The sequence below is a fragment of the Clostridium acidisoli DSM 12555 genome (assembly GCF_900176305.1).
GTDB classification, from domain to species: Bacteria; Bacillota; Clostridia; order Clostridiales; family Clostridiaceae; genus Clostridium_I; species Clostridium_I acidisoli.
This window is the reverse complement of sequence record NZ_FWXH01000014.1, coordinates 31,380-57,449: the sequence shown is the minus strand read 5'-3', so window position 1 is coordinate 57,449 and position 26,070 is coordinate 31,380. Positions and strand designations below refer to the sequence as shown.

The 26,070-nt window shown below is 30.3% G+C and carries 31 protein-coding genes; 14 read left to right on the top strand and 17 right to left on the bottom strand.

Annotated elements, in window-relative coordinates:
* Positions 1–5 precede the first annotated feature (5 nt).
* From kce to B8978_RS14345, 11 genes are all read left to right on the top strand, one after another.
* Positions 6–848: a 3-keto-5-aminohexanoate cleavage enzyme gene (kce, locus tag B8978_RS14395; protein ID WP_084116743.1), complete on the top strand. Its 843-nt coding sequence runs from the start codon at positions 6–8 to the stop codon at positions 846–848.
* Entirely contained in the window at positions 835–1,869 is a 1,035-nt protein-coding gene (gene kdd / locus B8978_RS14390; protein ID WP_278326947.1) for an L-erythro-3,5-diaminohexanoate dehydrogenase, read from the top strand. The genes kce and kdd overlap by 14 nt, the downstream gene beginning before the upstream one ends.
* 28 nt (positions 1,870–1,897) lie before the next feature.
* A complete protein-coding gene (gene kamA / locus B8978_RS14385) occupies positions 1,898–3,190 on the top strand; it encodes a lysine 2,3-aminomutase (RefSeq protein ID WP_084116741.1) in 1,293 nt (430 codons plus the stop codon).
* The gene (gene kamB / locus B8978_RS14380) at positions 3,187–4,215 is read left to right on the top strand and encodes a lysine 5,6-aminomutase reactivase subunit KamB (RefSeq protein WP_084116740.1); all 1,029 of its coding nucleotides are present in this window, start codon (positions 3,187–3,189) and stop codon (positions 4,213–4,215) included. Before kamA ends, kamB begins: the two co-directional genes overlap by 4 nt.
* Before the next feature lie 11 nt (positions 4,216–4,226).
* Entirely contained in the window at positions 4,227–5,681 is a 1,455-nt protein-coding gene (gene kamC, locus B8978_RS14375; protein ID WP_084116739.1) for a lysine 5,6-aminomutase reactivase ATPase KamC, read from the top strand.
* A 2-nt stretch (positions 5,682–5,683) separates the two neighbouring features.
* Complete coding sequence (gene kamD / locus B8978_RS14370; protein WP_084116738.1) at positions 5,684–7,228, top strand: lysine 5,6-aminomutase subunit alpha; 1,545 nt, start codon at positions 5,684–5,686, stop codon at positions 7,226–7,228.
* Positions 7,229–7,247: 19 nt separating this feature from the next.
* Positions 7,248–8,030 carry a lysine 5,6-aminomutase subunit beta gene (gene kamE / locus B8978_RS14365; RefSeq protein WP_084116737.1) on the top strand — a complete coding sequence of 261 codons (783 nt, stop codon included), beginning with the start codon at positions 7,248–7,250 and terminating at the stop codon, positions 8,028–8,030.
* A 23-nt stretch (positions 8,031–8,053) separates the two neighbouring features.
* Complete coding sequence (locus B8978_RS14360; protein WP_084116736.1) at positions 8,054–9,226, top strand: PucR family transcriptional regulator; 1,173 nt, start codon at positions 8,054–8,056, stop codon at positions 9,224–9,226.
* Between the two features lie 216 nt (positions 9,227–9,442).
* Positions 9,443–10,168 (top strand): DUF975 family protein, encoded by a 726-nt coding sequence (locus tag B8978_RS14355; protein WP_084116735.1) that lies wholly within the window; start codon positions 9,443–9,445, stop codon positions 10,166–10,168.
* 178 nt (positions 10,169–10,346) lie between these two features.
* Entirely contained in the window at positions 10,347–10,805 is a 459-nt protein-coding gene (greA, locus tag B8978_RS14350; RefSeq protein ID WP_084116734.1) for a transcription elongation factor GreA, read from the top strand.
* Positions 10,806–10,909: 104 nt separating this feature from the next.
* Positions 10,910–11,503, top strand: a complete 594-nt coding sequence (locus B8978_RS14345; protein WP_084116733.1) for a hypothetical protein — start codon at positions 10,910–10,912, stop codon at positions 11,501–11,503.
* On the opposite strand, the gene B8978_RS19920 is transcribed toward B8978_RS14345, so the two are convergent.
* Positions 11,500–11,640, bottom strand: coding sequence for a hypothetical protein (locus tag B8978_RS19920; RefSeq protein ID WP_176212709.1), 141 nt, complete (start codon positions 11,638–11,640; stop codon positions 11,500–11,502). The genes B8978_RS14345 and B8978_RS19920 overlap by 4 nt on opposite strands.
* Positions 11,641–11,731: 91 nt before the next feature.
* Here B8978_RS19920 and B8978_RS20470 point away from each other — a divergent pair, with 91 nt between their 5' ends.
* Positions 11,732–11,842 (top strand): hypothetical protein, encoded by a 111-nt coding sequence (locus B8978_RS20470; RefSeq protein WP_084116801.1) that lies wholly within the window; start codon positions 11,732–11,734, stop codon positions 11,840–11,842.
* 83 nt (positions 11,843–11,925) lie between these two features.
* Here the strand turns inward: B8978_RS20470 and B8978_RS14335 are convergent, their stop codons facing one another.
* The 6 genes from B8978_RS14335 to B8978_RS14310 form a co-directional block, all read right to left on the bottom strand.
* On the bottom strand, positions 11,926–12,564 hold the full coding sequence (locus tag B8978_RS14335; RefSeq protein ID WP_084116732.1) for an ABC transporter permease: 639 nt from the start codon (positions 12,562–12,564) through the stop codon (positions 11,926–11,928).
* 50 nt (positions 12,565–12,614) lie between these two features.
* Entirely contained in the window at positions 12,615–13,901 is a 1,287-nt protein-coding gene (locus tag B8978_RS14330; protein WP_084116731.1) for an O-acetylhomoserine aminocarboxypropyltransferase/cysteine synthase family protein, read from the bottom strand.
* A 59-nt stretch (positions 13,902–13,960) separates the two neighbouring features.
* Positions 13,961–14,878, bottom strand: coding sequence for a 4Fe-4S binding protein (locus tag B8978_RS14325; RefSeq protein ID WP_084116730.1), 918 nt, complete (start codon positions 14,876–14,878; stop codon positions 13,961–13,963).
* Positions 14,865–15,521: an ABC transporter permease gene (locus B8978_RS14320; RefSeq protein ID WP_084116729.1), complete on the bottom strand. Its 657-nt coding sequence runs from the start codon at positions 15,519–15,521 to the stop codon at positions 14,865–14,867. The genes B8978_RS14325 and B8978_RS14320 overlap by 14 nt, the downstream gene beginning before the upstream one ends.
* Complete coding sequence (locus B8978_RS14315) at positions 15,502–16,509, bottom strand: ABC transporter ATP-binding protein (RefSeq protein ID WP_207651892.1); 1,008 nt, start codon at positions 16,507–16,509, stop codon at positions 15,502–15,504. The genes B8978_RS14320 and B8978_RS14315 overlap by 20 nt, the downstream gene beginning before the upstream one ends.
* A gap of 89 nt (positions 16,510–16,598) precedes the next feature.
* Positions 16,599–17,507 (bottom strand): glycine betaine ABC transporter substrate-binding protein, encoded by a 909-nt coding sequence (locus tag B8978_RS14310; protein WP_139796061.1) that lies wholly within the window; start codon positions 17,505–17,507, stop codon positions 16,599–16,601.
* A 484-nt stretch (positions 17,508–17,991) separates the two neighbouring features.
* On the opposite strand from B8978_RS14310, the gene B8978_RS14305 reads away from it, so the two are divergent.
* Complete coding sequence (locus tag B8978_RS14305; protein WP_084116727.1) at positions 17,992–19,872, top strand: LTA synthase family protein; 1,881 nt, start codon at positions 17,992–17,994, stop codon at positions 19,870–19,872.
* A 49-nt stretch (positions 19,873–19,921) separates the two neighbouring features.
* Here the strand turns inward: B8978_RS14305 and B8978_RS19915 are convergent, their stop codons facing one another.
* A complete protein-coding gene (locus B8978_RS19915; protein WP_176212708.1) occupies positions 19,922–20,062 on the bottom strand; it encodes a hypothetical protein in 141 nt (46 codons plus the stop codon).
* A gap of 318 nt (positions 20,063–20,380) precedes the next feature.
* Here B8978_RS19915 and B8978_RS14300 point away from each other — a divergent pair, with 318 nt between their 5' ends.
* Positions 20,381–20,632 (top strand): hypothetical protein, encoded by a 252-nt coding sequence (locus tag B8978_RS14300; protein WP_084116726.1) that lies wholly within the window; start codon positions 20,381–20,383, stop codon positions 20,630–20,632.
* 60 nt (positions 20,633–20,692) lie between these two features.
* On the opposite strand, the gene B8978_RS14295 is transcribed toward B8978_RS14300, so the two are convergent.
* The 9 genes from B8978_RS14295 to B8978_RS14260 all read right to left on the bottom strand — a co-directional run bounded on the left by B8978_RS14295 (position 20,693) and on the right by B8978_RS14260 (position 26,053).
* Positions 20,693–21,148 carry an AraC family transcriptional regulator gene (locus B8978_RS14295; RefSeq protein ID WP_084116725.1) on the bottom strand — a complete coding sequence of 152 codons (456 nt, stop codon included), beginning with the start codon at positions 21,146–21,148 and terminating at the stop codon, positions 20,693–20,695.
* A gap of 207 nt (positions 21,149–21,355) precedes the next feature.
* Positions 21,356–21,847: a DUF2691 family protein gene (locus B8978_RS14290; protein ID WP_084116724.1), complete on the bottom strand. Its 492-nt coding sequence runs from the start codon at positions 21,845–21,847 to the stop codon at positions 21,356–21,358.
* The gene (locus B8978_RS14285) at positions 21,844–22,215 is read right to left on the bottom strand and encodes a hypothetical protein (protein ID WP_139796060.1); all 372 of its coding nucleotides are present in this window, start codon (positions 22,213–22,215) and stop codon (positions 21,844–21,846) included. Before B8978_RS14285 ends, B8978_RS14290 begins: the two co-directional genes overlap by 4 nt.
* A gap of 33 nt (positions 22,216–22,248) precedes the next feature.
* Positions 22,249–22,371, bottom strand: a complete 123-nt coding sequence (locus tag B8978_RS20430; protein WP_278326946.1) for a hypothetical protein — start codon at positions 22,369–22,371, stop codon at positions 22,249–22,251.
* A 390-nt stretch (positions 22,372–22,761) separates the two neighbouring features.
* Positions 22,762–23,082: a hypothetical protein gene (locus B8978_RS14280; RefSeq protein WP_084116722.1), complete on the bottom strand. Its 321-nt coding sequence runs from the start codon at positions 23,080–23,082 to the stop codon at positions 22,762–22,764.
* A 2-nt stretch (positions 23,083–23,084) separates the two neighbouring features.
* Entirely contained in the window at positions 23,085–23,282 is a 198-nt protein-coding gene (locus B8978_RS14275; protein WP_084116721.1) for a hypothetical protein, read from the bottom strand.
* Between the two features lie 342 nt (positions 23,283–23,624).
* A complete protein-coding gene (locus B8978_RS14270) occupies positions 23,625–24,119 on the bottom strand; it encodes a hypothetical protein (protein WP_084116720.1) in 495 nt (164 codons plus the stop codon).
* Positions 24,120–24,137: 18 nt separating this feature from the next.
* On the bottom strand, positions 24,138–24,995 hold the full coding sequence (locus B8978_RS14265) for an RHS repeat-associated core domain-containing protein (protein WP_084116719.1): 858 nt from the start codon (positions 24,993–24,995) through the stop codon (positions 24,138–24,140).
* Between the two features lie 614 nt (positions 24,996–25,609).
* Entirely contained in the window at positions 25,610–26,053 is a 444-nt protein-coding gene (locus B8978_RS14260) for a hypothetical protein (protein ID WP_084116718.1), read from the bottom strand.
* Positions 26,054–26,070 lie beyond the last annotated feature (17 nt).

Sequence of the window (26,070 nt, the reverse complement as noted above, 5' to 3'; positions counted from 1 at the left end):
CATATATGGACAAATTGATTATTACCGCAGCAATTTGTGGTGCGGAAGTCACAAAAGATCAAAATCCAAATGTTCCATATACAGTAGATGAAATTGTTAAAGAGGCTGAACTTTCCTATAAAGCCGGTGCAAGTATAATTCATCTGCATGTTAGAGAAAATGATGGTACTCCTACTCAAGATTATAATATATTTAAAAAATGTATTGATGGTATAAGGCAATGCTGCCCTGATGTAATTATTGAGCCTTCTACTGGTGGAGCTGTTGGCATGAGTAATGATGAACGTTTAAGTCCATTAAAACTAAATCCTGAAATTGCAACTCTAGACTGTGGAACTTTAAATTTTGGAAATGATGATGTATTTATAAATACAGAAAACACAATAATTTATTTTGCTGAAAAAATGGAAGCACTTAATGTAAAACCAGAAGTAGAAGTTTTTGATAAGGGAATGATTGACACAGCCATAAGACTTAATAAAAAAGGAATTTTAAAGTCACCGCTTCATTTTAATTTTGTTATGGGTGTACCCGGAGGAATTTCTGCAAGCTTAGGTGATTTAGCTTTTCTAATAGGAAGCCTTCCAACTGATTCAACATATACAGTAACTGGAATTGGCAGACATCAATTTAACCTAGCTGCGATAGCCATAGCAAGTGGTGGTCACCTACGTGTTGGTTTTGAAGACAATATTTATATACAAAAAGGAGTGCTTGCAAGTTCAAATGCAGAAATGGTTGCAAAGATAGCTCGCATTGCTAAAGAACTTGGAAGAGATATTGCTTCTCCAAATGAAGCAAGAAAAATTTTAAGTATAAAGGAGAAACATAATAATGGAATCATCTAAATATGGTATACACAGAGTTATTGAGCCTAAAGGAACATTACCTCAAGCAGCACTTAAAATATCAAATGATATGAAAATAACTAATAATGAAATTTTAATAGACGTTCAAGCCCTTAATATAGACTCTGCAAGTTTTACACAAATAGAGAAAGCTTCCAATGGAGATTTAGAAACAATTAAAAATACTATTCTTTCTATTGTAAATGAACGTGGCAAAATGCAAAATCCAGTTACAGGGTCAGGTGGAATGCTTATAGGAACAATTAAAGAAATCGGAGAAACTTTAATAAGCAAAACAGATCTTAAAGTTGGAGACAAAATAGCTACCTTAGTATCCTTATCACTAACACCACTAAAGATAGATAAAATAAAAAGAATCTATACTGAAATAGATCGAGTAGAAATAGAGGGTTCGGCAATTCTTTTTGAAAGTGGTATATGCACAAAATTGCCTAAGGATTTAAGTGAAAATCTTGCTCTTGCAGTCCTTGATGTAGCTGGTGCACCTGCCCAAGTGTCAAAGCTTGTCTCACCTAATGAAAGCGTACTTATTTTAGGTGCCTTTGGAAAGTCTGGAATCCTGTGCTCCTATGAAGCAAAGAAAAGAGCTGGCAAAAATGGCAGAGTTGTTGGTGTTGTAGCCTGTGAATCGGATAAAAACGGTCTTTTAGAAACGGGATTTTGTGACGAAGTGATTTTAGCTGATGCTACAAACTGTATTGAGATTTTGGATGCCTCACTTAAAGCAAATAATGGAAAAGAATATGATATAGCAATAAACTGTGTTAATGTCTCTAACACTGAAATGTCAACCATCCTTCCTGTAAGAGATGAGGGCACGGCTTACTTCTTCTCCATGGCTACAAGTTTCACAAAAGCTGCTCTTGGTGCAGAAGGTGTAAGCAAGGACGTAAAACTATACATTGGAAACGGCTATACAAAAGGTCATGCAGAAATTGCTCTCAATGAACTTAGAGAGTCAAAGTTACTAAAAAAAATTTTTGAAAAAAGATACTCTTAATTTAATTTTTATAAAGGAGATTTTTATAATGTTAACGAGCAGACGGTATGAACTATTTAAAGATGTAAAAGATAGTGATTGGAATGACTGGAAATGGCAGCTTAAAAATAGAATAGAGACTGTAGAAGATTTAAAGAAATATCTTCCCCTTACAAAAGAAGAGGAAGCTGGTGCAAATAAATGTGTTGAAAAATTTAGAATGGCAATAACACCTTATTATTTATCTTTAATTGATCCAAATGATAAATATGATCCTATCAGAAGGCAGGCAGTACCTACCATTGATGAACTAAATATATCAAGTGCAGACCTTTTAGATCCACTTCATGAGGATGGAGATTCCCCTGTTCCCGGTTTAACTCACAGATATCCTGACAGAGTTCTCCTACTAATAACAGATCAATGTTCAATGTATTGCCGCCACTGCACTAGGCGAAGGTTTGCTGGTCACAAGGATAGTTGTCTTCCAATTTCTCAAATTGATAAATGTATAGAGTATATTGCAGCAACACCTGCTATAAGAGATGTCCTTCTTTCTGGTGGAGACGCCCTTTTAATAAGTGATGAAAATTTAGAATATATATTGAAAAAATTAAGAGAGATTCCTCATGTAGAAATAATCAGAATAGGCTCTCGAGTTCCCGTTGTTATGCCTCAAAGAATAACAGATAATCTTGTAGCCATGCTTAAAAAATATCATCCAATTTGGCTAAACACACATTTCAATCACCCCAATGAAATTACAGAAGAATCGAAAATGGCATGTGAAAAATTAGCCAATGTTGGCATTCCTCTTGGAAATCAATCAGTTTTATTAAAAGGTGTTAATGATTGTGTTCATGTAATGAAAAAACTTGTTAATGAATTAGTTAAAATAAGAGTGAGACCATATTATATATACCAATGTGACCTTTCCATGGGACTTAGTCATTTCAGAACTACAGTTTCAAAAGGTGTAGAGATAATAGAAGGTCTTCGCGGACATACTTCAGGTTATTGTGTTCCAACTTTTGTAGTTGATGCTCCTGGTGGTGGTGGAAAAATACCTGTAATGCCAAACTATGTTATAAGTCAAAGCAATGACAAGGTCATTCTTAGAAACTTCGAAGGAGTTATAACTTCATATCAAGAGCCTAAAAACTATAATCCAGATTGCCATTGCGATGTATGTACAGGCAGAAAAAAGGTTCATAAAATTGGTGTAGCAGGCCTTTTAAATGGAGAAAAAATAACTATAGAGTCTGGAAATAATGAAAGAAAATCTAGAATCAAGAATTTTGCTAGTGAAAAAGAAACTACTGTCACCACTGTAAAAGCATGAAAATATCTAAGTCATTAAATCATTTTATTAATAATGTGTGTAAATACAAAACTTTATCTATTATAGGTCTTGAAAAAAATACAGGTAAAACCACTACCCTAAATTTTATTTTAAATAATGTAGTAAATAAAACTATTGGAATAACTTCCATAGGAAGAGATGGCGAAGAAAAGGACCTTGTACACGGAACTTCTAAGCCTAAAATTTATATAGGTGTAGGTACACTAGTTGCCACTGCAAAAAATAGTCTTCTTATGAGTGATGCTACTTTTGAAATACTTCACGTATTAGATATAAACACACCTCTTGGAAAAATTGTAATTGCTAAAAGTGTAACTTCTGGTTTTGCAGAGATATCTGGTCCATCAACAAAAAGCGGAATAAAAGCTGCAATAAACTCTATGGAAAATTATGGAGTAAACTTAAGCATAGTTGATGGTGCCCTCTCAAGAAAAACTTTTGCTGATCCACTTATTACAGAAGCTTTAATATTATGTATTGGTGCCGCCTACTCTGAGAATATAAATACTCTTGCATGTGAAACTTTAAAAATAGTATCCTTTTTTTCTATATTAGAAGCTGAGAATGAAGTTAGTAACCTTTATAATAAGGTCATGACAGAATGTAAACTTGCTTTTATATATGAAGACAAAATACTGAAGAGTTCCTTAAAAACTGTTATTGGTGCCTCAGAAGAAATTATTTCTAATTTTAATGACAAGTTAAAATATATTTTTATTAGGGGTACCCTTACAAATTCACTTATTGAAGGCATTTTAAATTCTAAGTATACCTTAAGTAAAATAGTTTTTATTATAGAAGATAGTACAAAGTTATTTTTTAGCAGAGAAATTTATCTTAGATTCCAAGCTAAAGGTGGCTCTTTTAAAGTAATAAATAGGATGAATATAATTGGTATAAGTGTGAATCCAAAAGCTACCTCTGGCTACTGCTTAGATTACACTGAACTTAAATCAAAACTAGAAAAGGAAATAGCTATCCCTATTTTCAATGTTTGTGAATAGGATGTGATTTTATGATTAATTCGGATAAGAAAATTTTAGAAAAAGTTGGATTTTTAAAAGTAATAGCTACTCTCCAGCTTTCTACTGTTTTCAGTAAACCTTTAATATATAATACAAAGCAGCTTATAGACAAAAAAAGCCTAGAAGCTGAATATAATAATATAGAAAAGTGTATTTCAAAAATTAAAGATGAACAATTTTTTTCTGATTTTACACATTTATTATCTAGATTTAGAGATATCAGAAATACCTTTACAAGATGTAAGGCGGGTGAAATCCTAGATGAAGTAGAACTTTACGAAATTAAAAGTTTTGTCATTACATCCTTTGATTTAAAAAATATGTATGACTCCTGTGACTTTAAGCTTCATGACATAACACTTTTAGATTTTAAAAACATTTATAAATTACTTAACCCAATGCATAACAAAACTGAAAGTTTCTATATTTATAATGAATATTCACAAAAACTTTCTGAAATACGTCTAAACAAAAGTGAACTGGACAAAATTCTCTTTAAAGAAAAAGATTTAGAAAAGCAAAAAGATTTTTTTAAAAGAAGAGCTTATTTGATAAATGAAGAAAAATCCGAAGAATTTAAAGTTAGAAAAATGCTTTCCTCTGAAATTTCAAAATATGCAGAGGAATTATTGTTTTTTACTTCAAATATTGGTAAGTTAGATCTTATTTTTGCAAAAGCAAAACTTGCATCAGATTATAATATGTGTCATCCACTTATATTAACTGAAAAAAAAATAGTAATGAAAAATGGTATACACCCAATTATAAAAGCAGAAGTTATAAAACGTCATGGAGTTTTCTACCCAATTTCCATTGATGTTTCTACTGGCAGTACTGTAATTACAGGTGCTAATATGGGTGGCAAAACTGTAATTTTAAGCATAGTTGCTCTTAATTACATAATGGCCTCTCTAGGCTTCTTTTGCTTTGCAGATACCTTTGAGTTTAAGCCATTAAATTTCATAAGTTTTTTATATGAAGATACTAGTTCTCTTGAAACAGGCCTTAGTAGCTTTGGTGCTGAAATAACAAAGCTAAAAGAAATACTTGAAAGACTAGCTAATGAAGATGGTCTTCTACTCATTGACGAATTTGCAAGAGGTACAAATCCAATTGAAGGAAGTAACTTAACAAAAGCTTTGGTATGTTACTTAAACAAATTTTCTTCAATATCAATACTGTCAACACACTATAACGGAGTTTGCAATCTAGCAAAACAACATTATCAAGTAAAAGGTTTAAAAGCTGTTGATTTTAAAGCTATAAAAAATTCCTTTAACACAGAAAAAAATTACCTTGAACTTATAAATAATCTTATGGATTATACTTTAGAAGAAGTAGCTAAAGATGCCCCTATACCAAAAGATGCTCTTAACATATGTTCACTTATGGGGTTAGACGAAAAAATTATAAAAATTGCTGATGAATTATACAGGGAGGTTTAAACATGGAAAGCAAACTAAATCTTGATTTTGAAATAGTAAATAAAGCGAGAACTTGTGCTCATAATATATCTTTAGAGGTTCAAAACTTCATAGACAAACACACAACAGTTTCGGTTGAAAGAACAATTTGCAGGTTATTTGGTATTGATGGAGCCACTGAAGAAGGCGTTCCTCTACCAAACATTGTTGTAGATAACGTACTTAATAAAAATTGCCTCTCAAAAGGTATTGCTTATTATATAAGTAATGCCATGCTTTGCACAGGACTGTCACCTCAGGAAATAGCAATGCAAATTTCACTTGGCAAATTGGATCTTACTGAACTTAGCCAACATGATGAATTAGAAATCATGAATCTTTCCATAAAAGTAGCTGAAGATTCACTAAAAATAATAAATGCAAACAAAGAAGCTAGAGATAAAACATTAGCACTTTATGGTGATAAAACTGGTCCTTATTTATACGTAATAGTTGCAACTGGAAACATATATGAAGATATAATTCAAGCAGTTGCAGCTGCAAAACAAGGTGCAGATATCATTGCCGTAATAAGAACCACAGGACAAAGCCTACTTGATTTTGTTCCCTATGGTGCCACCACTGAAGGTTTTGGTGGAACCTATGCAACACAAGAAAATTTTAAACTTATGCGAAAGGCACTTGATGATGTAGGTCATGAACTTAAAAGATATATAAGATTATGCAATTATTGTTCTGGTTTATGCATGCCTGAAATTGCTGCCATGGGTGCTCTTGAAAGACTTGACGTCATGCTTAATGATGCACTTTACGGCATACTTTTTAGAGATATAAATATGAAAAGAACCCTGATTGACCAATATTTTTCAAGGGTAATAAACGGCTATGCTGGTGTAATTATAAATACAGGTGAAGACAATTATCTAACTACTTCTGATGCCTTTGAAGAAGCTCACACCGTCCTTGCCTCTCAGTTTATAAATGAGCAGTTTGCCCTAATGGCTGGACTTAAAGAAGAACAAATGGGACTTGGTCATGCATTTGAAATGGACCCAGATATGGAAAATGCCTTTGTTTATGAGCTGTCTCAAGCTCAAATGGCACGCGAAATCTTTAGCAGCGCTCCACTAAAATATATGCCACCTACAAAATACATGACGGGAAACATCTTTAAAGGTCAGGTTCAAGATGCATTATTTAACATGGTTACAATAATGACAGACCAAAAAATTCACCTTTTAGGTATGCTTACAGAAGCAATCCATACCCCATTTATGTCAGATAGAGCGCTTTCTATTGAAAATGCAAGTTATGTTTTTAATTCCATGAAAAATTTAGGGGATGAAATAGAATTTAAAAAAGATGGAATGATTCAAACAAGAGCGGATTTTGTACTAAAAAAATCCTACGAACTTTTAAAAACAATAGAATCTGACGGCCTATTTAATACTCTTGAAAAAGGTGCTTTTGCAGGAATTAAAAGATCAAGGGATATGGGAAAAGGTCTTGATGGAGTAATTGTAAAAGATACTGATTACTTTAATCCTTTTTTGCAATTAATGTTATAAAATAGAAAGGACGGTTGTTATGAGTGGCGGATTGTATTCTCTTGAAAAAAAAGAATTTGATAAAACACTTGATTTAAAGAATGTTAGACCTTATGGCGATACTATGAATGATGGAAAAATGCAAGTTAGCTTCACACTTCCTCTTGAAGATTCGGAAAAATCTACTGAAGCTGCTAGAATTTTAGCTGAAAAAATGGGACTCACATCTCCTGATGTGGTTTGCCACAAAAAATTAGATAAAGACTTCACATTTTACGTTATATACGGTAATCTTAAACATAGTGTAGATTACAATTCAATAAATATTAAAACAGTAGATGTTAACACTATGACCATGGATGAAACAGATGAATACATTAGAAATAATATAAAAAGAAAAGTCATTATTGTTGGTGCCAGCACAGGAACCGATGCACATACTGTTGGCATAGATGCAATAATGAACATGAAAGGTTATGCTGGTCATTATGGACTTGAACGTTATGATATGATTGAAGCTTACAATCTTGGAAGTCAGGTTGAAAATGAGGACTTCATTAAAAAAGCTGTTGAATTAAATGCAGATGTGCTTTTAGTTTCTCAAACCGTAACTCAAAAAGATGTTCACATTAAAAACTTGATAAATTTAGTAGAACTTCTTGAAGCAGAGGGTTTAAGAGATAAATTCATACTCATATGTGGTGGTGCAAGAATAACTCAAAAACTTGCAAAAGAACTTGGTTATGACATTGGCTTTGGTCCTGGAAAGTTTGCAGATGATGTGGCTACTTTTGCAGTAACAGAGATGGTAAACAGACAATAATTAAATTTTATGGGGGTGCTACCTTGGCTTTTCTAGTTAGAAATATTATAGATTACAATTTACTTGAAGGTGCTACAATTGCCGCTGGTAAAGCTGGAGATAACAGTGAAATATTATGGATAAACTTAATGGAAATTTTAGATGCCTTGGACTCCCTACAAAAAGGAGAACTTTTAATTACAACTGGCTACCAAATAGACAACGAAAAGCTTTATAAGGACATAATCCTAAGACTTAAAGCAAAAGGCCTTGCGGGCCTTGCCATACAAACAGGTTATTATATATCTGAAATTCCAAAATACATTATTGAAACCGCAGATAAATACAATTTTCCTGTAATTGATTTACCGCAAAACCTGACTTTTTCATATATAACTCGTACTTTAATTGATAATATAAACTTGCAGTTTAATTTAAGCAGCGATTCCGATTTTATAAATCTAAAAAACAAATTAGAAACCGTTTTAATTGATAATTCTAGCAACACCAATAAACTGTTAACTTCCGAATCACTTTATCCCCTACATCTTTTTTTGCTGTCTATTTCTTCTGATAACAATATCATAACAAATGATGTTGTTTTAAAAGCAGTAGACAAAATAAATTCCTATTTTTCTGGAATTCATAGCGAAACAAAACTAGAGTGGTGTGGTAAAAAAATCTTATATATAGTCTCCTTAGAGAATGGTTTAAATGTTCAAAATGTATACTTTGATCTTTCAAAAATACTTAAAAGTTTAACAACTGAATTCAACATGACCTTTTTAATTGGTACAAGTGTTTTAAATAGTCTTAAAGACCTAATTTCCTCATTTAACGATGCCTTAGCTAGCCAACAAATTTTAAAAAAGCTTGGAACTAAAAAAGGAATTTGTTCTTTTGAAGACATAGAGTTATTTAAAATGTTTGATATCCTTCATCATAGCGATTTATCTATTAAATTTGCATATGATACCTTAAAACCTGTACTTGATTATGATCTCCTACATAAAACCTCATACTTTGAAACACTTAAGCTATATTTGATTAACGAGTGTAGTATTGCTGAAACTTGCAGTAAATTATTTATACATAGACATACTTTAAAAAATAGACTAAACAAAATAAGTGAAATATGCAAGATTGACTTTGAAAGTTATTATTCTAAAATGCGCTTTTCCATGTCCATATTTATTTATGATCATTTTATTGGATAAGTTTTATTTGCATCCTGTGTTTTTATAATTATATGCTTATATTTCACTCTTATTGCAGATTAAAAAAATAGCGTAAATCAAATTAAATCCTTACTAAAATTAGAAATCAAGTTAAATTATTGATTATGTTGTCAAATCATGTTAAAATATATCAGAAAATAGGAATTATTTATTTTATAAATCGCAATTTTTTTATTTAAAATTAGGAGGACATTTATGCACATTGGTCAAGTAAAATCAGATGCAAAAGCAAGTTTAAAAAACAGGAAGTTAAAAGCAGCAGGATCAATTTTGGTTTATCTTTTATTGGCTTCTATAATTCCACAATTAATTAATTATTTCCTTCAAATCTCTATTGGAAAATTTCCCGGAGCAATTATAGGTTTAATTTTAAGTATCATTGTTACTTCTGCTTTGTTAGTAGGAAATTATAGATATTTTATAAGTTTTTCTGATAGAGATAAAGATACCAAACTATCCTTATTGTTTTCTGGATTCGACTCATTTTTAAAGGTGATTGGCTTCCGTTTGCTTTTAGGACTAATTTTGGGTGTTATATATGCAATCATTTTTGGTATATGTTTTATAATAGTCTTAAAATATAACACAAATCCAGCTGTTATACTTATATTGATACTAATTGGATTAATTGTATATATTGCAACTATTTATGTATCTTTAAGATTAAGCTTTACTTGTATAATATTTGCCGAAGAAAAAACAAGTGGAATAATCTATTCTATGAAAAAAAGCTTTGGCTTATCAAAAGGTTACACATTAAAATTATTTTTATTAAATCTTAGCTTTATAGGGTGGGCTCTATTGTGTATTTTAATAATACCAATATTTTATGTACTTCCATACATTGAGCTTTCCAATATTAATTTTTATTACAAGTTAAAAGAAATAAGAGAAAATAATATTACTTTAGCAGCAGAATAATACTGCATTTTTAATTTTAATCCTATTTTCATTCATTAAATAATAACATGCTGACACAATGTTAGCATGTTATTATTTTAGTAAAAATTTTTTCTAAAGTTTACCTATCTTACATTCCTTAAAGTGGTAAAATATATATTAATATTAATGATATAACAAAAAGCTACGGAGGTTTTTTATGAATAACCAGTTAACCCAAGAAGACATAAAAAAATTAAAGGAAGAAATGGATTATAGAAATACTACCTTGCGTTTTGAAATTGCAAGAGAAAAAATGGTAGCTGCTGCATTTGGTGATAGAAGCGAAAATGCCGAATACAAAGCAGCTAAGCAAAGATATTATGAAAACAACAGAAGAATAGGCTACTTAAAACGTATGATAAAATCGTCTACTGTAGTAGAAGCTGTTATTCATAAAGATAAGGTTAGCATAGGAAGTAAGGTTAAAATCAAATTTTTAGATAGTAATGAAATTGATGAACTTACCCTTGAAACTGTACTTAACGCAAATCCCATTGAAAATATTATCAGCATTGATTCTCCTTTAGGAAAAGCCATCATTGGTAAATCTATTGGTGATATTGTAAACGTTGATTTTCCTGATGGTTCTCATTCTATAGAAATACTTTCATTATAAAAACTCAATGGCTAACAACAGCGGTTACACCTCATTTATTACATTTTAATATACTTTTGTTTGAAAAAATATATGTTAAGAAAAGTAAAAAGGAGTTTAATAGTATGGTTAATGTTTTTGCTAAATTTACAGATTTATTTCTTAAATTCACAGATTTGTTTGGATGGACAAATTCAAACGTATGGATTGAGATTGCTAAAAAAAACAATGGTAAGTATATTCAAGGTAATATCATTAAACCAACTTCCCTATGTTTTAAGTACAATTCTTTAGATATAATTTTCGATACATTTAGAAGAGCAAATGATGAACGTGGAATAAATACCCGCATAATAATTAATCTCAATTCAAATTCTAATTTTAAATTTAAAATTAGAATTAAAAATAGTATATATACTCCATTTGTATTTTTTAATAAGATGAAACGTATAAATATAAAAAACAACATTACAGATAAATATATAGTAGTAAGTAATGAAGAAAATACTATTATTAATCTTCTAAAAGATAATATAATTAAAGATATTAATAAAATAGATTTATTTTGTATAGAACTTAAGACCTTGGCAAGAAAAAACAAGAAGCAATTATACATAGAATATAACGGTGTGATAAATGATATGGATGAATTTAATTCTCTCTACAATTTGTGTATTTCACTAATTGATAACATAAGTTATAAAAAAGACCCCTGTTAGGTTCTTGATTTTTTTATTTCCTCTTTTATGTTTTCTAATGTCATCTTCGTTTTGGGATCTGTTGTAATCCTATTGGGATGTTTAGGACTTTTGCTTTTGTTATTATTCTCTCTGTCTTTTTCTGATTTATATTCCATTATACTCACCTTCCTTAGTAATTGTATCTCCAAAGGTTAATAAAAATATTCATTTAATGCTAGCATTTATGTCTTTAGGCAATTTTGAAAGATTTCTCATGTAGTAGGAACACTTGGAATTAGTGCATTTGGTGATATAAGCGAAAATGCCGAATACAAAGCAGCTAAGCAAAGATATTATGAAAATAACAGAAGAAGTTGATTTTCCTCATGGTTAGCATTCTATAAAAATACTTTCATTATAGTGCCAAAGAAGTTTGTGACTCCTCTGGCATCTCATAAATACTAATCCCTCTGATATTTTGTAATACTCTGTTGAAAAAGTAACAAAATCATCTCTGAAATAACTGATAATAGAGCTACAGATGCACCTCCAACAAATAACATTACATAATCATTCATGCTAAGTCCTGTGAATATAAAATCCCCTAGTCCGCCAGCGCCTATATAAGAAGCTAATGTTGCACTTGCAATAACCTCTACAGAAGAAATTCTTATACCTGTTATTATTAATGGCAGTGCTAACGGAATTTGAATTTTAAAAAACAGCTCTTTTGAACTCATTCCCATGCCCAATGCACTCTCAATAATTGCTTTATCTATATTTTTAAACCCTAAATATGTATTAGTAAGCATTGGAGGAATACCCAAAATTATTAATGCCACCAATGCAGGTATAAAACCTGTTCCTAACACTGGTAATACTAAAACTAGGATTGCTAAACTAGGGGTGATTCTTAAAAAATTAAAAAAATTAAGCACAGGATAAAGAACTTTTGCGCTCTTTGAGCATAAAATACCTGTTGGGATAGCTATTATAATGCTTATTAAAACAGCCGTTATACTTATAATTATATGAATACTAACAGCTTTGTAATATTGTGTATGATTACTAATTATAAACTTAATAACTTCATTCAACATAACTAATATTTCTCCCTTCTAATATCCTTTAAAACAATACTATTTTATTTCTACATGACTTTATCAAATGCCTGACTTAAATCCGCTATTAAGTCTTCTGCTTTTTCAAGTCCTATAGACAATCTTAATGCCTCTGGAAACGCCCCCGCATTGTTTCTATCTTCTACACTAAGGGTACCGTGAGTTGCTACAGCCGGTTGAACGATTAAGGATTTCGAATCTCCAATATTTGCAACAAAACTAAATAATTTCAAATTATTTATAAAGTTATTTATAGCTGTTTGATCACCTTTAAACCCAAAGGTAAATATTGTACCACTACCTTTAGATAAGTATTTTTTTGCAAGCTTGTTATTTCTATCGTTTTGGAGGCTTGGATATCTAACCCACGAAACCTTAGGATGTTTAGATAAATATTTTACTATTTCTTCTGTAGTTTCTACCTCTTGTTTTACTCTAACAGCTAAAGTTTCAATACCTTGGATTATTAAATATGAATTAAACGGACTTATAGCTGCTCCAAAATCACTTAGATATCTAAATCTTATTCTTGTAGTAAAAGCTGTTAATGGAAATATTTCATATATATTTCGATTTTGAACACTGTAATCTAATTCTGTAAATTGTGGAAATTTACCATTACCCCAATTAAATTTTCCACTTTCAACAATTACACCTGCAACAGCTGCCCCGTGACCACCTATTGCTTTCGTTGCTGAATGAACCACTATATCTGCTCCGTATTTAATTGGATTTAGAAGATATGGACTTGCTAAAGTATTATCTACAATAAGTGGAATATCATTTTCATGTGCTATTTTGGCCACTGCCTCTATGTCCAAAATACTAATAGACGGATTACCAATAGATTCTGCAAATATAGCTTTAGTATTTGGAGTTATCGCCTTTCTAAAAGATTCAATATCGTAACTGTCCTCTATCCATCTAACCTTTATCCCAAACCTAGGAAGAATATGATTAAAAAGATTAAAAGAACCTGAATATAGAGTTTTTACTGCTGCTATCTCTCCACCGCATTCAGCCACATTAATAAGCGTATATGTTATAGCAGCCATCCCTGATGCAACCGCAATAGCTGCTGTTCCTCCTTCTAAAGCTGCAATCCTTTTTTCCAATACTTCAGTTGTAGGATTAGCTATTCTAGTATAATAAAACCCTTCTTCCTGAAGAGAATATAACCTTCCTAAACGCTTAGTATCTCCAAAATTAAAAGCTGTTGTTTGATAAATTGGAACGGAGGATGAATAGTTATGATTTTCTGGTTTATAGCCTGCTCTAACCTGTAATGTTTCAAATCCATAATCGTTCTCTGACATAAATAAGACTCCTTTGTTTTTATATTATTAATTTATTTTATAAAAAGACATACAACAATCTATATTTTTTCTAAGTTCAAAGCCTTTTTAGGGCAAGTATTCACGCATATTCCACAACCTAAACATTTTGAAGTATCTAATACTATCTTTTTATCATGTTTTTCGAAAACTTTTTGTGGGCATCTCTTTACACACATACCACAGCTAACACAATTTTCTTTTTCTAATTTTATGACATGGCTTACATAGGGCCAGCTCCCCTTAAGTCCTAATTCCTTTGAAGCTCTCAAAGGATAACAGCAACAGCTGCAACAATTGCATATAGCACTTTCTTCTATAGAATGAATAAGTCCCTCTTTATCCGCATGTTTTAATAGTTCTATTGCTGCCTCTTTATCTAACTTTTTACCATGTCCTCTATCTGATGAAGTGTTTAATCCACTGCTCATACTCATACATACATTTCTATCAAAGCCGCACCCATCTTCTATGGATTTACAATCACAAGGAATGACATAAATATCTCTCTTCTCAACTCTTACAAAATCTATTGCATCCTTAAGCGGTACGATTTTACTGGCATTATATGTTAATTCTTTTACGTCCTTACTCCTCTTTCCATCTAAATATTCTTTATACAGCCAATCAGCTATTTTTTTTCTATCCTTATCTTGTATTTTATGCCATTTTTCACTTTGGAAACTTGCAAGGTTATCTAATCTAACTGTAAGGTGACTTACTTTGTATTTTATTTGATTACTCTGCAAAACCTTATCAACTACAGAGTCTCTATATGCATGGTTTAATATTATCTCCACATCTCTTCCTATTGAAATCTCTATCTCAGATTTTGTTAATATAGAACCTTTTATACCTTTAATAATTTCCAAATCATCTTCAGTATAAATTATATTTAAGAAAGGTATTACGATATCAGGAACTTTTAAAAGTTCTATAACTTCATCATATTTTTCCACTAAAATCACTCCCACACTCACCTCTAGCTTTTTGAGATGCAATTTTTTCTAAAACGAGTAACACTTGATTTGTTATTAGGGATAAACCAGCAGACATAATAGTACCCCAAAGTATTTTTGTTAAATAATTCATTCGGAGTCCATCAAAAAGCATTACTCCAAGACCCCCAGCATTTATTACCGCTGCAATAGTTGCAACTCCTATAGTGGAAACCATTGCTATTCTAGTTCCACCCAAAATTATTGGGAGAGCTAATGGAATCTGAATATTTATAAATAACTGCATCGAACTTAAACCCATTCCTTTTGCTGCTTCTATTATTGAAGGATCTATAGACTGAAAAGCAACCAGTATATTTCTAACTAAAATATATTGATTATAGATTATAAGCACAACAATAGCTGTTTGTTCTCCTAGGCCTAACACTGGAATTAAAAATGCAAACATTGCAAGGCTAGGTATTGAATACAATACTCCAAATAAAGCTAACACAATAGCTGACAATATTTTTGAGTGAAATATAATAAGTACTATTGGAATTGCAATTAGTAAAGATATTAAAACACTCATAGCCACTAAATAAATATGTTGTGACAATAAGGTCAACATATCACTGTAATTTTCAAACAGATATTTTATCACGATTCTCACCTGTCTTCTCTTTGTTTTCTTCTCCAAATTTTAGTTGTAGTTGTTTCCAATCGATTTGTCCAATAACATTATTTTTGTCATCCTCTACTATAATGATTTTCCCATCATTAAATATATGAGTGGTTAATACATTGTACAGACTTTCTTCTCCCCCAACTCTTATCATCTCATCATTTATAGGTATTTCTATAGGTATTATCGCCTGGTTTGCTCTTAAGAACTTTAATCTTTGGAGGGTATCATCCGAAGTAACAAGGCGTGAAACAAATTTGTTTGCAGGATTAAAAAGAATATTATATGGTGTATCAAATTGCTCTATTTTACCTCTGTTCATTACAATAACTTTATCTCCAAGTTTGAAAGCTTCATTGACATCATGAGTAACAAAAATAATAGTTTTATTGAGCTTTCTTTGTATCCTTAAAAGTTCATCCTGTAAATTTTGTCTTGTTATGGCATCAATAGCTCCGAAAGGTTCATCCATAAGCATTATTTCAGGATTTGCTGCCATGGCTCTAGCAAGACCAACCCTTTGTTGCTGCCCTCCTGATAGCTGTCTTGGATACCTTTTTCTAAAAGTATCTGGTGGAAGATTTACCAAGTTTAATAAATTATCCACCCTTTCACTTATCTTCTGTTTATTCCAGTGTAGAATTTTAGGTACTGTTCCTATATTCTGCTCCACAGTCATATGCGGAAATAATCCAATTTGCTGAATAACATATCCAATTCTCAATCTAAGTTTTTCTACAGGCAGCTTTTCTACACTCTCACCAAAAAATAATATTTTCCCGGAGCTAGCCTCATATATTCTATTAATCATCTTTAAAAGAGTTGTCTTACCCGATCCAGAGGTTCCTAAAACAGTAATAAAACTTCCTTCTTCAATGCTTACGCTTACCTCTGATACCGCATAATCCTTAGTTCCATTAAACTTTTTACTAGCCTTTACAAATTCAATAGCCGGCTTATTCAACATTTATGACACCTCTCTTTAATATAATTATTAAAAGATTGGCATATAAAAACTGTGCTAATGCCAATCTATATTTTTACAAATGTCCTAATCTATTTACCGAACTCTTTATCGTAAAATTCCTTTGCTACAGCTTTATACTCTTTTTTATCTATATCTACTTCTGCGTTTAACTTTATTAGCGTTTTATTGTCTAATTTAGCAGTAACCTTATTAAGTATAGCTTTCACATCTGGATTTTTAGTTAAGATATCTTGTCTTACTACTGGAGCTACATTATATGGAGGCCATGCATGTTTATCATCCTCCAATACAACAAATTGAGAATCGGTTAATTGACCTTCCGTAGTGTATGCAACAGCAAGATCTGCTTTATCATTCTTTAGTACATCATATTTAAGTCCATTATCATACAATTTTTCATCTTTAAAGTTAAATTGGCCATATATCTTTGTTAAAGAAGGTAAGCCATCTGATCTTTTATCGAATTCTCCTTGTGACGCAAATCTAATTTTGCTTGCATTCTTCTGTAAATCAGAAATAGTGTGAATATTGTATTCATCTGAAGCTTTTTTGGTAATTACTAAACCTTGAGAATCATTAGCTGCAGATGGATCAAGCCAAATCAGCTTATATTTTTCTTTATATTTTGATGCTACCTCATCATAAACTTCTTTAGATGTATATTTAGGCTGTTCTTTCAATATTGAAAGTAAACCAGTACCTGTATATTCAGGGTATAAATCAATTTGCCCATTAACTAAAGATGTATGAACTATCGCATCACCTAAATTAAATTTTCTATCAACTTTATAACCAGCATGTTCTAAGGCTTCTGAATACAATTCTCCTAAAATTAGAGATTCTGTAAAGTTCTTAGAGCCAACTTTTATAGTCGGTTTGGAATTTGCGCTATTTGATACTGTACTTCCACACCCGCTAAATATTATGGCTACAACACTTAATGTTATTAATGATAAGGCCATTAATTTCTTTTTCATTTTTAACAACTCCCCCTAATAATATTTTAATCTTATTAAAATCTAATCATATAAAAATAGTAAGGAAATCAAAAAAAGGATTGGCAGAGATATAATACATCCTGCCAATCCTTTTATCATTAATTACATAAATGTAATTTAACTTACTTTGATAAAATATATGGACGCAGAAAAAATCTCTTTACTAAAGATACTGCAAAGAAATTCAACATTCGTAATGAAAATGTCATGAAATATATTTCTACACTCATCATATTCTACGTCCCCCCTTTTTATAATTCCCTACTATTAATATATGAATACTATTATAACATTTTTTATATTGTTGTCAATATATTTAATTTGCCTTTTAATATTAATAAAAATTTAATATTCTTCAAATCTATATTATTGTACAATTAATACAATGCGTAACCATATATTTCATTGATTATTAAATTTTGTATACTCTTGACATTATATTAAAGAAAGGTAGTTAATATTTATGAATCATATAAAGTTCTTAAAATTAATATTAAAAAAAATATTTATAAACAATTTAGATATTATATATTTTTTTATTATAATTTCTATAAAGGAGATCAATTATAATAAATTAATCTCGCCATATTTCTTAAATTACAAAATTCCTATTATTTCCTCTGTAATTGTAATTTCAAGCATTTCCATTTTATTTAAAAACAAAAACAGAATACGATACCTGTACATTATGGATATACTAATAAGTATAATTGTTTTTGCGGACTCATTATATTATAGGTATGCCAAAGATGCTATATCTATAGGCACAATAAAAAATGCTACCATGCTTGGTAGTGTATCTTCTAGCGTTGAAACCCTTCTAAAGTTTTCAGATGCCTTTTATTTTATAGATATAGTTGTTTTAATACCTGTACTTTTTTTATATAAAAAAATATCTAGAGTTGACACTTCTTTTTATATACGATTTATTGTTTTTTTAACAGTATTTTTTATAGGTGCTGCAGGTGATGCACTATGCATTCACAATTTAGATATTGAGCAACCAGGACTAATTCATACAATGTCTAACAAGATATATTTACTAAGCAAAATTGGAAATATTAATTACCATATGCTTGATTGCTATAACGAAACTTCAACAAAATTATCTAATTTAAAACCAATTCCTTCTGCCACACAAAATGAGATAAAACAGTATTTAAATAAGAAAGATATCCCTACTGGTACAATGCTCAAAGGTGCTGGACAAGGTAAAAATTTGATTGTAATTCAAGTGGAAGCACTTCAACAATTTGTTATTGGTAAAAAAATCAATGGTGCAGAGATTACTCCTAATCTAAATAGATGGCTTGCTAAAAGTTTATATTTCAACAATTATTACTACCAAGTTGCTGCTGGTAATACATCAGATGCTGAATTTTTATCGCTGAATTCCTTATATCCTGCTCCTACTGGTGCTGCATATGAGCTTTATCCTGGGAATACTTTTAACTCCACTGCAAAACAATTTAATAGCAAAGGATATTTTACCGTGGCCCTAAATGGTTACGAAGATGGATTTTGGAATAGAAATGTAATGTATAAGGCTGAGGATTTTAGTAATTATTGTTCTGAAAAAGACTACAATATTGATGAACAAGTTGGTCTTGGTTTAAGTGATAAGTCATTTTTTAATCAGACTTTAGAAAAACTGAAGACCTATAAACAACCATATTATTCTTTTATGATTACTTTAAGTAGCCATATACCTTATGATGATCAAAAGGGTTATGGTAATGATTTAAACCTTGGCAAATATAAGGGTAGTCTTATTGGTAATTACATGAACGGAATTCATTACACTGATGCTCAGCTTGGTATGTTTCTGGACAAACTTGATAAGGAAGGTATTTTAAAGAATTCTATACTTGTAGTTTATGGAGATCATTTTGCCATTCCTAAATATGAGGCTCAGAGTTTATACGACATTGAAGGTATAAAAAATGCTACAGATTTAGATTGGGAAAATCTTCAAAAGGTACCAATGATGATTCACTTTCCATATGACGCCAACAAAGGTATCAACAGCCTGCCTGCGGGCCAAGTAGATCTTTATCCAACTATTGCTAACCTTTTTAACTTAAATAAAAAATATATGTTTGGAAAAGATTTATTAAATGCTACGACTAACATTGTCTCTCTCAGAGATAGTTCTTTTACTAACGGTAATGTTTTTTACGTAGCTTATACAGATACTTATTATGATATTAAATCTGGAAAGCAAATACCATCAACAAGTAGTTTGGTAGATGAGAAAAAAGATACTCTTAAGCAGCTAGAATATAATGATGATATTTTAAATCACAATCTTATAAAAAATTTCTTATATGAGGACAATAAATAAACTAAGCTTCTCTATCTAGACCTGTCTGACGTGCTAAACAAGAACCCTGTTAGGTTCTTGTTTTTTTTATTTCTTCTTTTATGTTTTCTAATGTCATCTTGGTTTTGGAATCTGTTGTAATCCTATTGGGATGTTTAGGATTTTTACTTTTGTTATTATCCTCTCTGTCTTTTTCTGATTTATATTCCATTATAATCACCGTCCTTAATAATTGTATTTCCAAAGGTTAATAAAAATATTCATTTAATGCTAACATTTCATTAGTCATTACCTTAGTATTTTTCAATTTAACATAAATTCCACTACATAATATATTATTTGCATTGTAATTTTTATCGTTGCTTACGATATTGTAAAAAAATTACAAAAACTCTTAACTATTAGGTGATTATATGGTAATATAATATTGAATTTATTACTTAATTTTACATTAATAAATTAGTTTTGGAAATCATTGCATCATTAATTTTAGGAATAAAATTATGTAATTACTAGGGGGAGATGTATTATGAATAAGACTTGTAAGAATTGTCAGTTTAATTTTGATGGTATTTGCGCAGCACATGATAGCTATTATGACTATGGTAATAAAATCTTTGATTTTAATGTCACTTGTGATGAATGGGATATAGCCTTTTCACATTTTCAAAGGCTTTGTGAAAAGCATAAGGGTAATCATATAGTGCAAGATTATATGCATAATCAATGTAGTAAATATACATTTAAAGATGTTATGAAAATATTTGGTTTACAATATTAGAATACAAAATTTCAGATTAAACATTATTAAAATAGGTGCTTAGATAAACGCACCTATTTTTTATAATATTGGTACGCAAATCTCGCAATAATGCCTATTTATCATCTGCACGGCATAGCGTTCAAGAACAGGCTTTCTATCATCAAATTTATAACTTCTTTTTGATAACTCCAAAAATATGTCCATCCATGCTTTTTGCATAGCATCTACTGTGTGACTTATTTTAAATACGCAATATTTTCCTCCAGTAGTTTCTCCAAAATTAATATACTTATTATCAATCCTAAATTCATCCGAAACAACCAAACAGGTATCATAACGACAATCTTTAGGTTCTGTTAATTGAGGATTATCTTGGGCTATTCCTAATATGATTGAACTTTCATTAAATAAGTTTTTTTCTTTAGCCCAACTTTTTAATTGCTCCATTATTTGAACATTCCCTGAACCGTAGGGGCCTGTTCTTCGTATATAAGCAATTTTATATGATGGTATCATTTCAATATTAACCTTCATAATTTACCTTCTTTTTAATAGAGTACATCGATGCCTGAATTCATCATATAATGCTTTAAAATATATTTCAACTTATTTTTTAAAATTGTCAAATTAGGATTTATCTGTTTATTGTTTAATCAATATTTGTTTTGTATCTTTTTCATTACCTATATGCCCTACTCCTTATGTTTCATAGATTTTCTTCAGCTTGTCCCAAAATGCTACCTATAAATTACTACTATATGAAATCCACCTCACCTCCCAAGCAATTAAATTCCTTTCTAAAGCTTCCTCTATAGTTACATATTTTACATGTTCAAAACTATTATTCATGCAATTATTATATACTTTTTCTAATATATCTTTATCTTTGCAGTAAAATTCAATAAAAGTTGAATCTGTACAAAGAAGAGCCAATTCGCAATTGCTTTCTAAAAAATCTTTAAATGTTTTAATCTCACTACAATCATTTCCTATATGATACGCTTTTATATCAGTAAATATCATATAATAACTATCTCTTGATATACTTTTAAAAAATTCTCCTACACTCAAAACATTGGATTTAAAAAAATCCTCTTTTTTATTTCCATCATCTAAATATAAAAAGTCATCAGTATTTATCTGCCACACATAATTTAGAAAATCAATTCCATTAAAAATTTTATATAAATAGTTACTATATTCATTCTTAACTCTAATATCCAAACCAATCATTTTATATTTTCTCCTCTTTCATTAATAGTCGTTTTTATCTTAGTTATAGAAATCTTTTGAAAATGTACCAAGATAGTTGCTCCTGATGCAAAAAGTATTTCATGGGATAATGTTTTTTCATCTATTTGAAAAAATTCATCATATCCATAATCATCAAATCCTCTATATTCTTTTCGTTTTCTCTCAAATCCTTCAGTTTCTTGTTCATAATTAATAGCTACTTTTTTTATTTTATTATACAAAATATTCCACGTATGTTCTGTATCAGTAATAACTATACTAACAGCCACCGGATCTTTGTATCCACTTCTTCCATGAATCACCTGAAAATTTTTAAGATTGTAATCATGAAAGCCTTCCTCCTTCATATATATCTTTAAAAAGTTTTTAGGCAACTTTTTTCACGTCTTCAAATATTTAACAATATTTATCAAGATTTTTTCCCATTTAGAACTTGCATTTTCTCTTTCTTTTTCTGATTCACTATTTATGCCACACCATAATTCATCAGTAAAATATTTCATCTTATTCTCCCCTATCTTAATTTCTTATACTTGCTACATTGCTACAGTGCATCACTGTTTGAAATCATGAATTTAGCACTGGATGTTTCAAAAGTTTACCTGAAAACAGCTTATTTGCGGCAATGATTAAGTAAGCTTGTAGCATCATTAGTTTTTCATTCTTCTTAATGCTTTCAAAAATTTAAGGCTTATTGTCTATATTTTTCATTGGTTTTTCTAATGGTATTTTTTGTATCATACATTATTTACATCATGATATTTTTTGTAAAAAAAGTCAACAAGTATTATTAGTACCTGTTGAACTTTTCCCGTTATTACTTTTAACTACATAATTATAATCATACTGTTACTGAAATCATCCTAAATCTTAACTTTCTAAAACTCTATATTTTATCTTTTTAATTTCTTCAAATATTGAAGCAATATTATTGATATAATAAAAAATAATATAAGACCTCCGAATACCAAATATATATTATGAAAATATATACCTAGAAATCCAATAATTAATGGTATTAACATTAAAAAAAACATTATTGCTACTTTATAACTTTTATTTAAAACTAAGTATAATATAACACTAATTACACATACTATTGAAAAAGACATTAATATTATCCTTACATCATTTCCAAAATAACTACCTAGTATTTTACTAAAAATCATGCCAATAATAACCCCTGCAATCCCCATATACTTTACTTTTTTCATTATTACCGTTTCCTCCTATAGTATTCACTTTTTACTGCATCTGTGCCATAATCTATTAACACACCTACTCCAACACCAACTGCAAAAATGCCGACACCAACTGCTATTTCTGGTAATGCAAAAGTTGTAACAATAGCGGCACCTATTCCTTCTAGTACCATTCCTGCTCCTATTCCAGCTGCTCCTGATACTAAGTCCATACAAGCACCAACATACTGTTTATTGCTTACACTTGTGATAACATCCTTAGACGTAAATGTAATTGAACCAACCGCACCTAATGCCTTTGATTTAATAAGCTCCCCTACAGTTGGTTTCTCTACAAGTTTAAATGTTGCTAACGCCCCTGCAACCCACTTTTTAGCAACTCTAACTGCTGTTCTTGAGCCTGATTTATCCCCTACCGCTGCATCAGCATTTTCCCTATATATGCTGGTCTATCTCAATCTGCATTAATAAATCTACCCCCATCAGGATTATAGTATCTACTCTGCAGTTAATTTAATTCTTTCAATCATTTTATTCTATATCCATATTAAAAATCAAATATCCTTAGACGCGAAAAACAGTATTAACGCAACAGCAATCAATGTAATGTATATCATGCAGGCTAAAATTAATATCTTTTTTCTTTTTGAATTATTTTTATTCATTATAAAAAACGCTCCAGGTATATCAAATAACAATGCCATGACACAAATTGAAATTTTAATTACATACGCTAACATAATATCATTGTTTGTATTACTATATTTATTTATTTGATATACCATGATAGTTGCAAATATTGAAAATAAAGTGCCTACAATATAAGATATAATCATTTTAATATTTTTATCTTTTCTTAAAATCTGTATTATTGCACCAAGCATTAAGACTGCACATATACAACTAAGTATAGAAACCACTACATTATTACCTAATAACTTTGTTGTAAAATAAGTTATTAATACAACTGCAATGTTAACAAAAATAGAAATATTTGAATTTGTATAGCCAAAAATGCTAATTAATTTTCTTTTAAAAGAATCTATCATAATTTTCTCCTTATTTTATCATTTAGGATCGTTAAAGTATCTATCCTTTATTGCATTTCCACCTGCTGATAGTAAAGCTCCACCTGCTACACAAATTCCCACTGCCAATATACCTGGTGAAAGGAATGTTGCTACTCCGACTCCAATAACACAGCCAATGCCAAACACACCCACATCTACAGCTGTTCTCGCCCAACCATGCTTATAGTTCGCAAAATTATCCCATACACCTACACCAAATCCAACTGCTGAAAGTGCACCCGTAAATTTAGAAAATTTTGTAGCTGTATAAAGTGCCCCTAATCCCCCTTCTGCAGCCTCACTAAGATTTCTTGGTATAAATATATTTTTTTCCCATCGTTGCACGACTTTACTTGCTACATAAGCGTCTCCTGATGCTAAAGCAGCTGAACCTCCAGGACTTCCCGTCACATTAGAAACGTTGTGCACAATTTTATTAACTGTACTACCTTTCCTTGCTACTGGTCTTGCTATACTTCTTCCAGTCAACATTCTACTAGTAGCTGCGACTGAAGCCTCTACATCAGAAGCTGTTTCTCCTATATATGCTGGTCTATCTCCATCTGCATCTGACATATTTACAGGATTATTCTTACTGTATGCAAACATATTTCCTGATAATAGCTCACCTGTATTTGCTGCTATTCCATCTGCATTAACAAATCTACCCCAATCAGGATTATAGTATCTTGATTGCAAGTAATAAAGTCCTGTTTCGGTGTCATACCTATACCCTCTGTATAAATACGGATTCACCGCTCCAACAGTTGAAGCAAGACTTCCTGTAGTTGATATAAGTTTACCCCACGTATCATAAGTATAAATTACTACCTGTGTTCCTTTTTTGTCAAACATTCCTATGATGTCGCCTTGGGCATTTTAAAAATATTAAATGAAGCTCTACAGAAATTCTGTAGAGCTAAGCGACTCACAACAAATCAAAGATTTGTGTTCTCTGCTTATTGTTCCATTATCTTCGTATGTTACCTTATCTCCTTCTAGTCTATAATTTGTTGTAACTCCATAGTTGTTTCATATTGATCTTCAATGAGATAATTTCTAAAGCTTGTAATGGTAAACAAAATCTGTTGACTTTAATATTCTCCTTTCAAGTATTTTTACGTAGAAAAAGAGTTAACACGTATATTACTGCTATTAGAATATAGCTAAAAAAACACCAATAAGTAGTTTTAATACCTGTTGGTGTTTTATTCTTAGCTTGGATTATACAAGGAATAAAGTTTTTCGTTATCTGACTCATACTTTAGTTGCTCATTTTTTGATGTACATTTAGATGTTATAGGGCATATCCTATTATGGTAAGCTTGGACTCAATGTATTCAAAGGATTAACTTTAAATCACATTAATTACAACTCTGCATTTTCCCAGTATATTTAATAATATTTTTGTAGTTAAATAGGCTTTACCTTATCATATTAATGTCATTTTAGAAACAAATTTTCTTTGATTAAAAAAATAATGTGTATATGAAAAATATTATTGCCAATGTTAATGAAAATTTCACTCGATTAATTCTTTCATTATCTCTTGATTTCTTCACATTCATATATCCAGTAATAAATAGAAGCATCAATGCTATCGGTATAATTATACCACTAATGCTTAAATCTAATCCCTTTAACTTCATATAGTACATGATAATCATACAAAATGACAAAAGCATTGCTATTAGATATATTAATATTTTTGTAATATCTTCCTGATTAATAATAGACATAATTATATACAACAACATAACTAATGTTGTGAATATTGCAAAAACAATTATAATTTTAGGATCAACAAATTTGCTCATTATTATCATAATCAAGGAAATTGCTATAAAAATATTTGGATTTACTTTGTCTGATGGTTGATTTATTAATTTTCTTATTTTATTAATTAAATTCATCTAAATTTACACCTCTC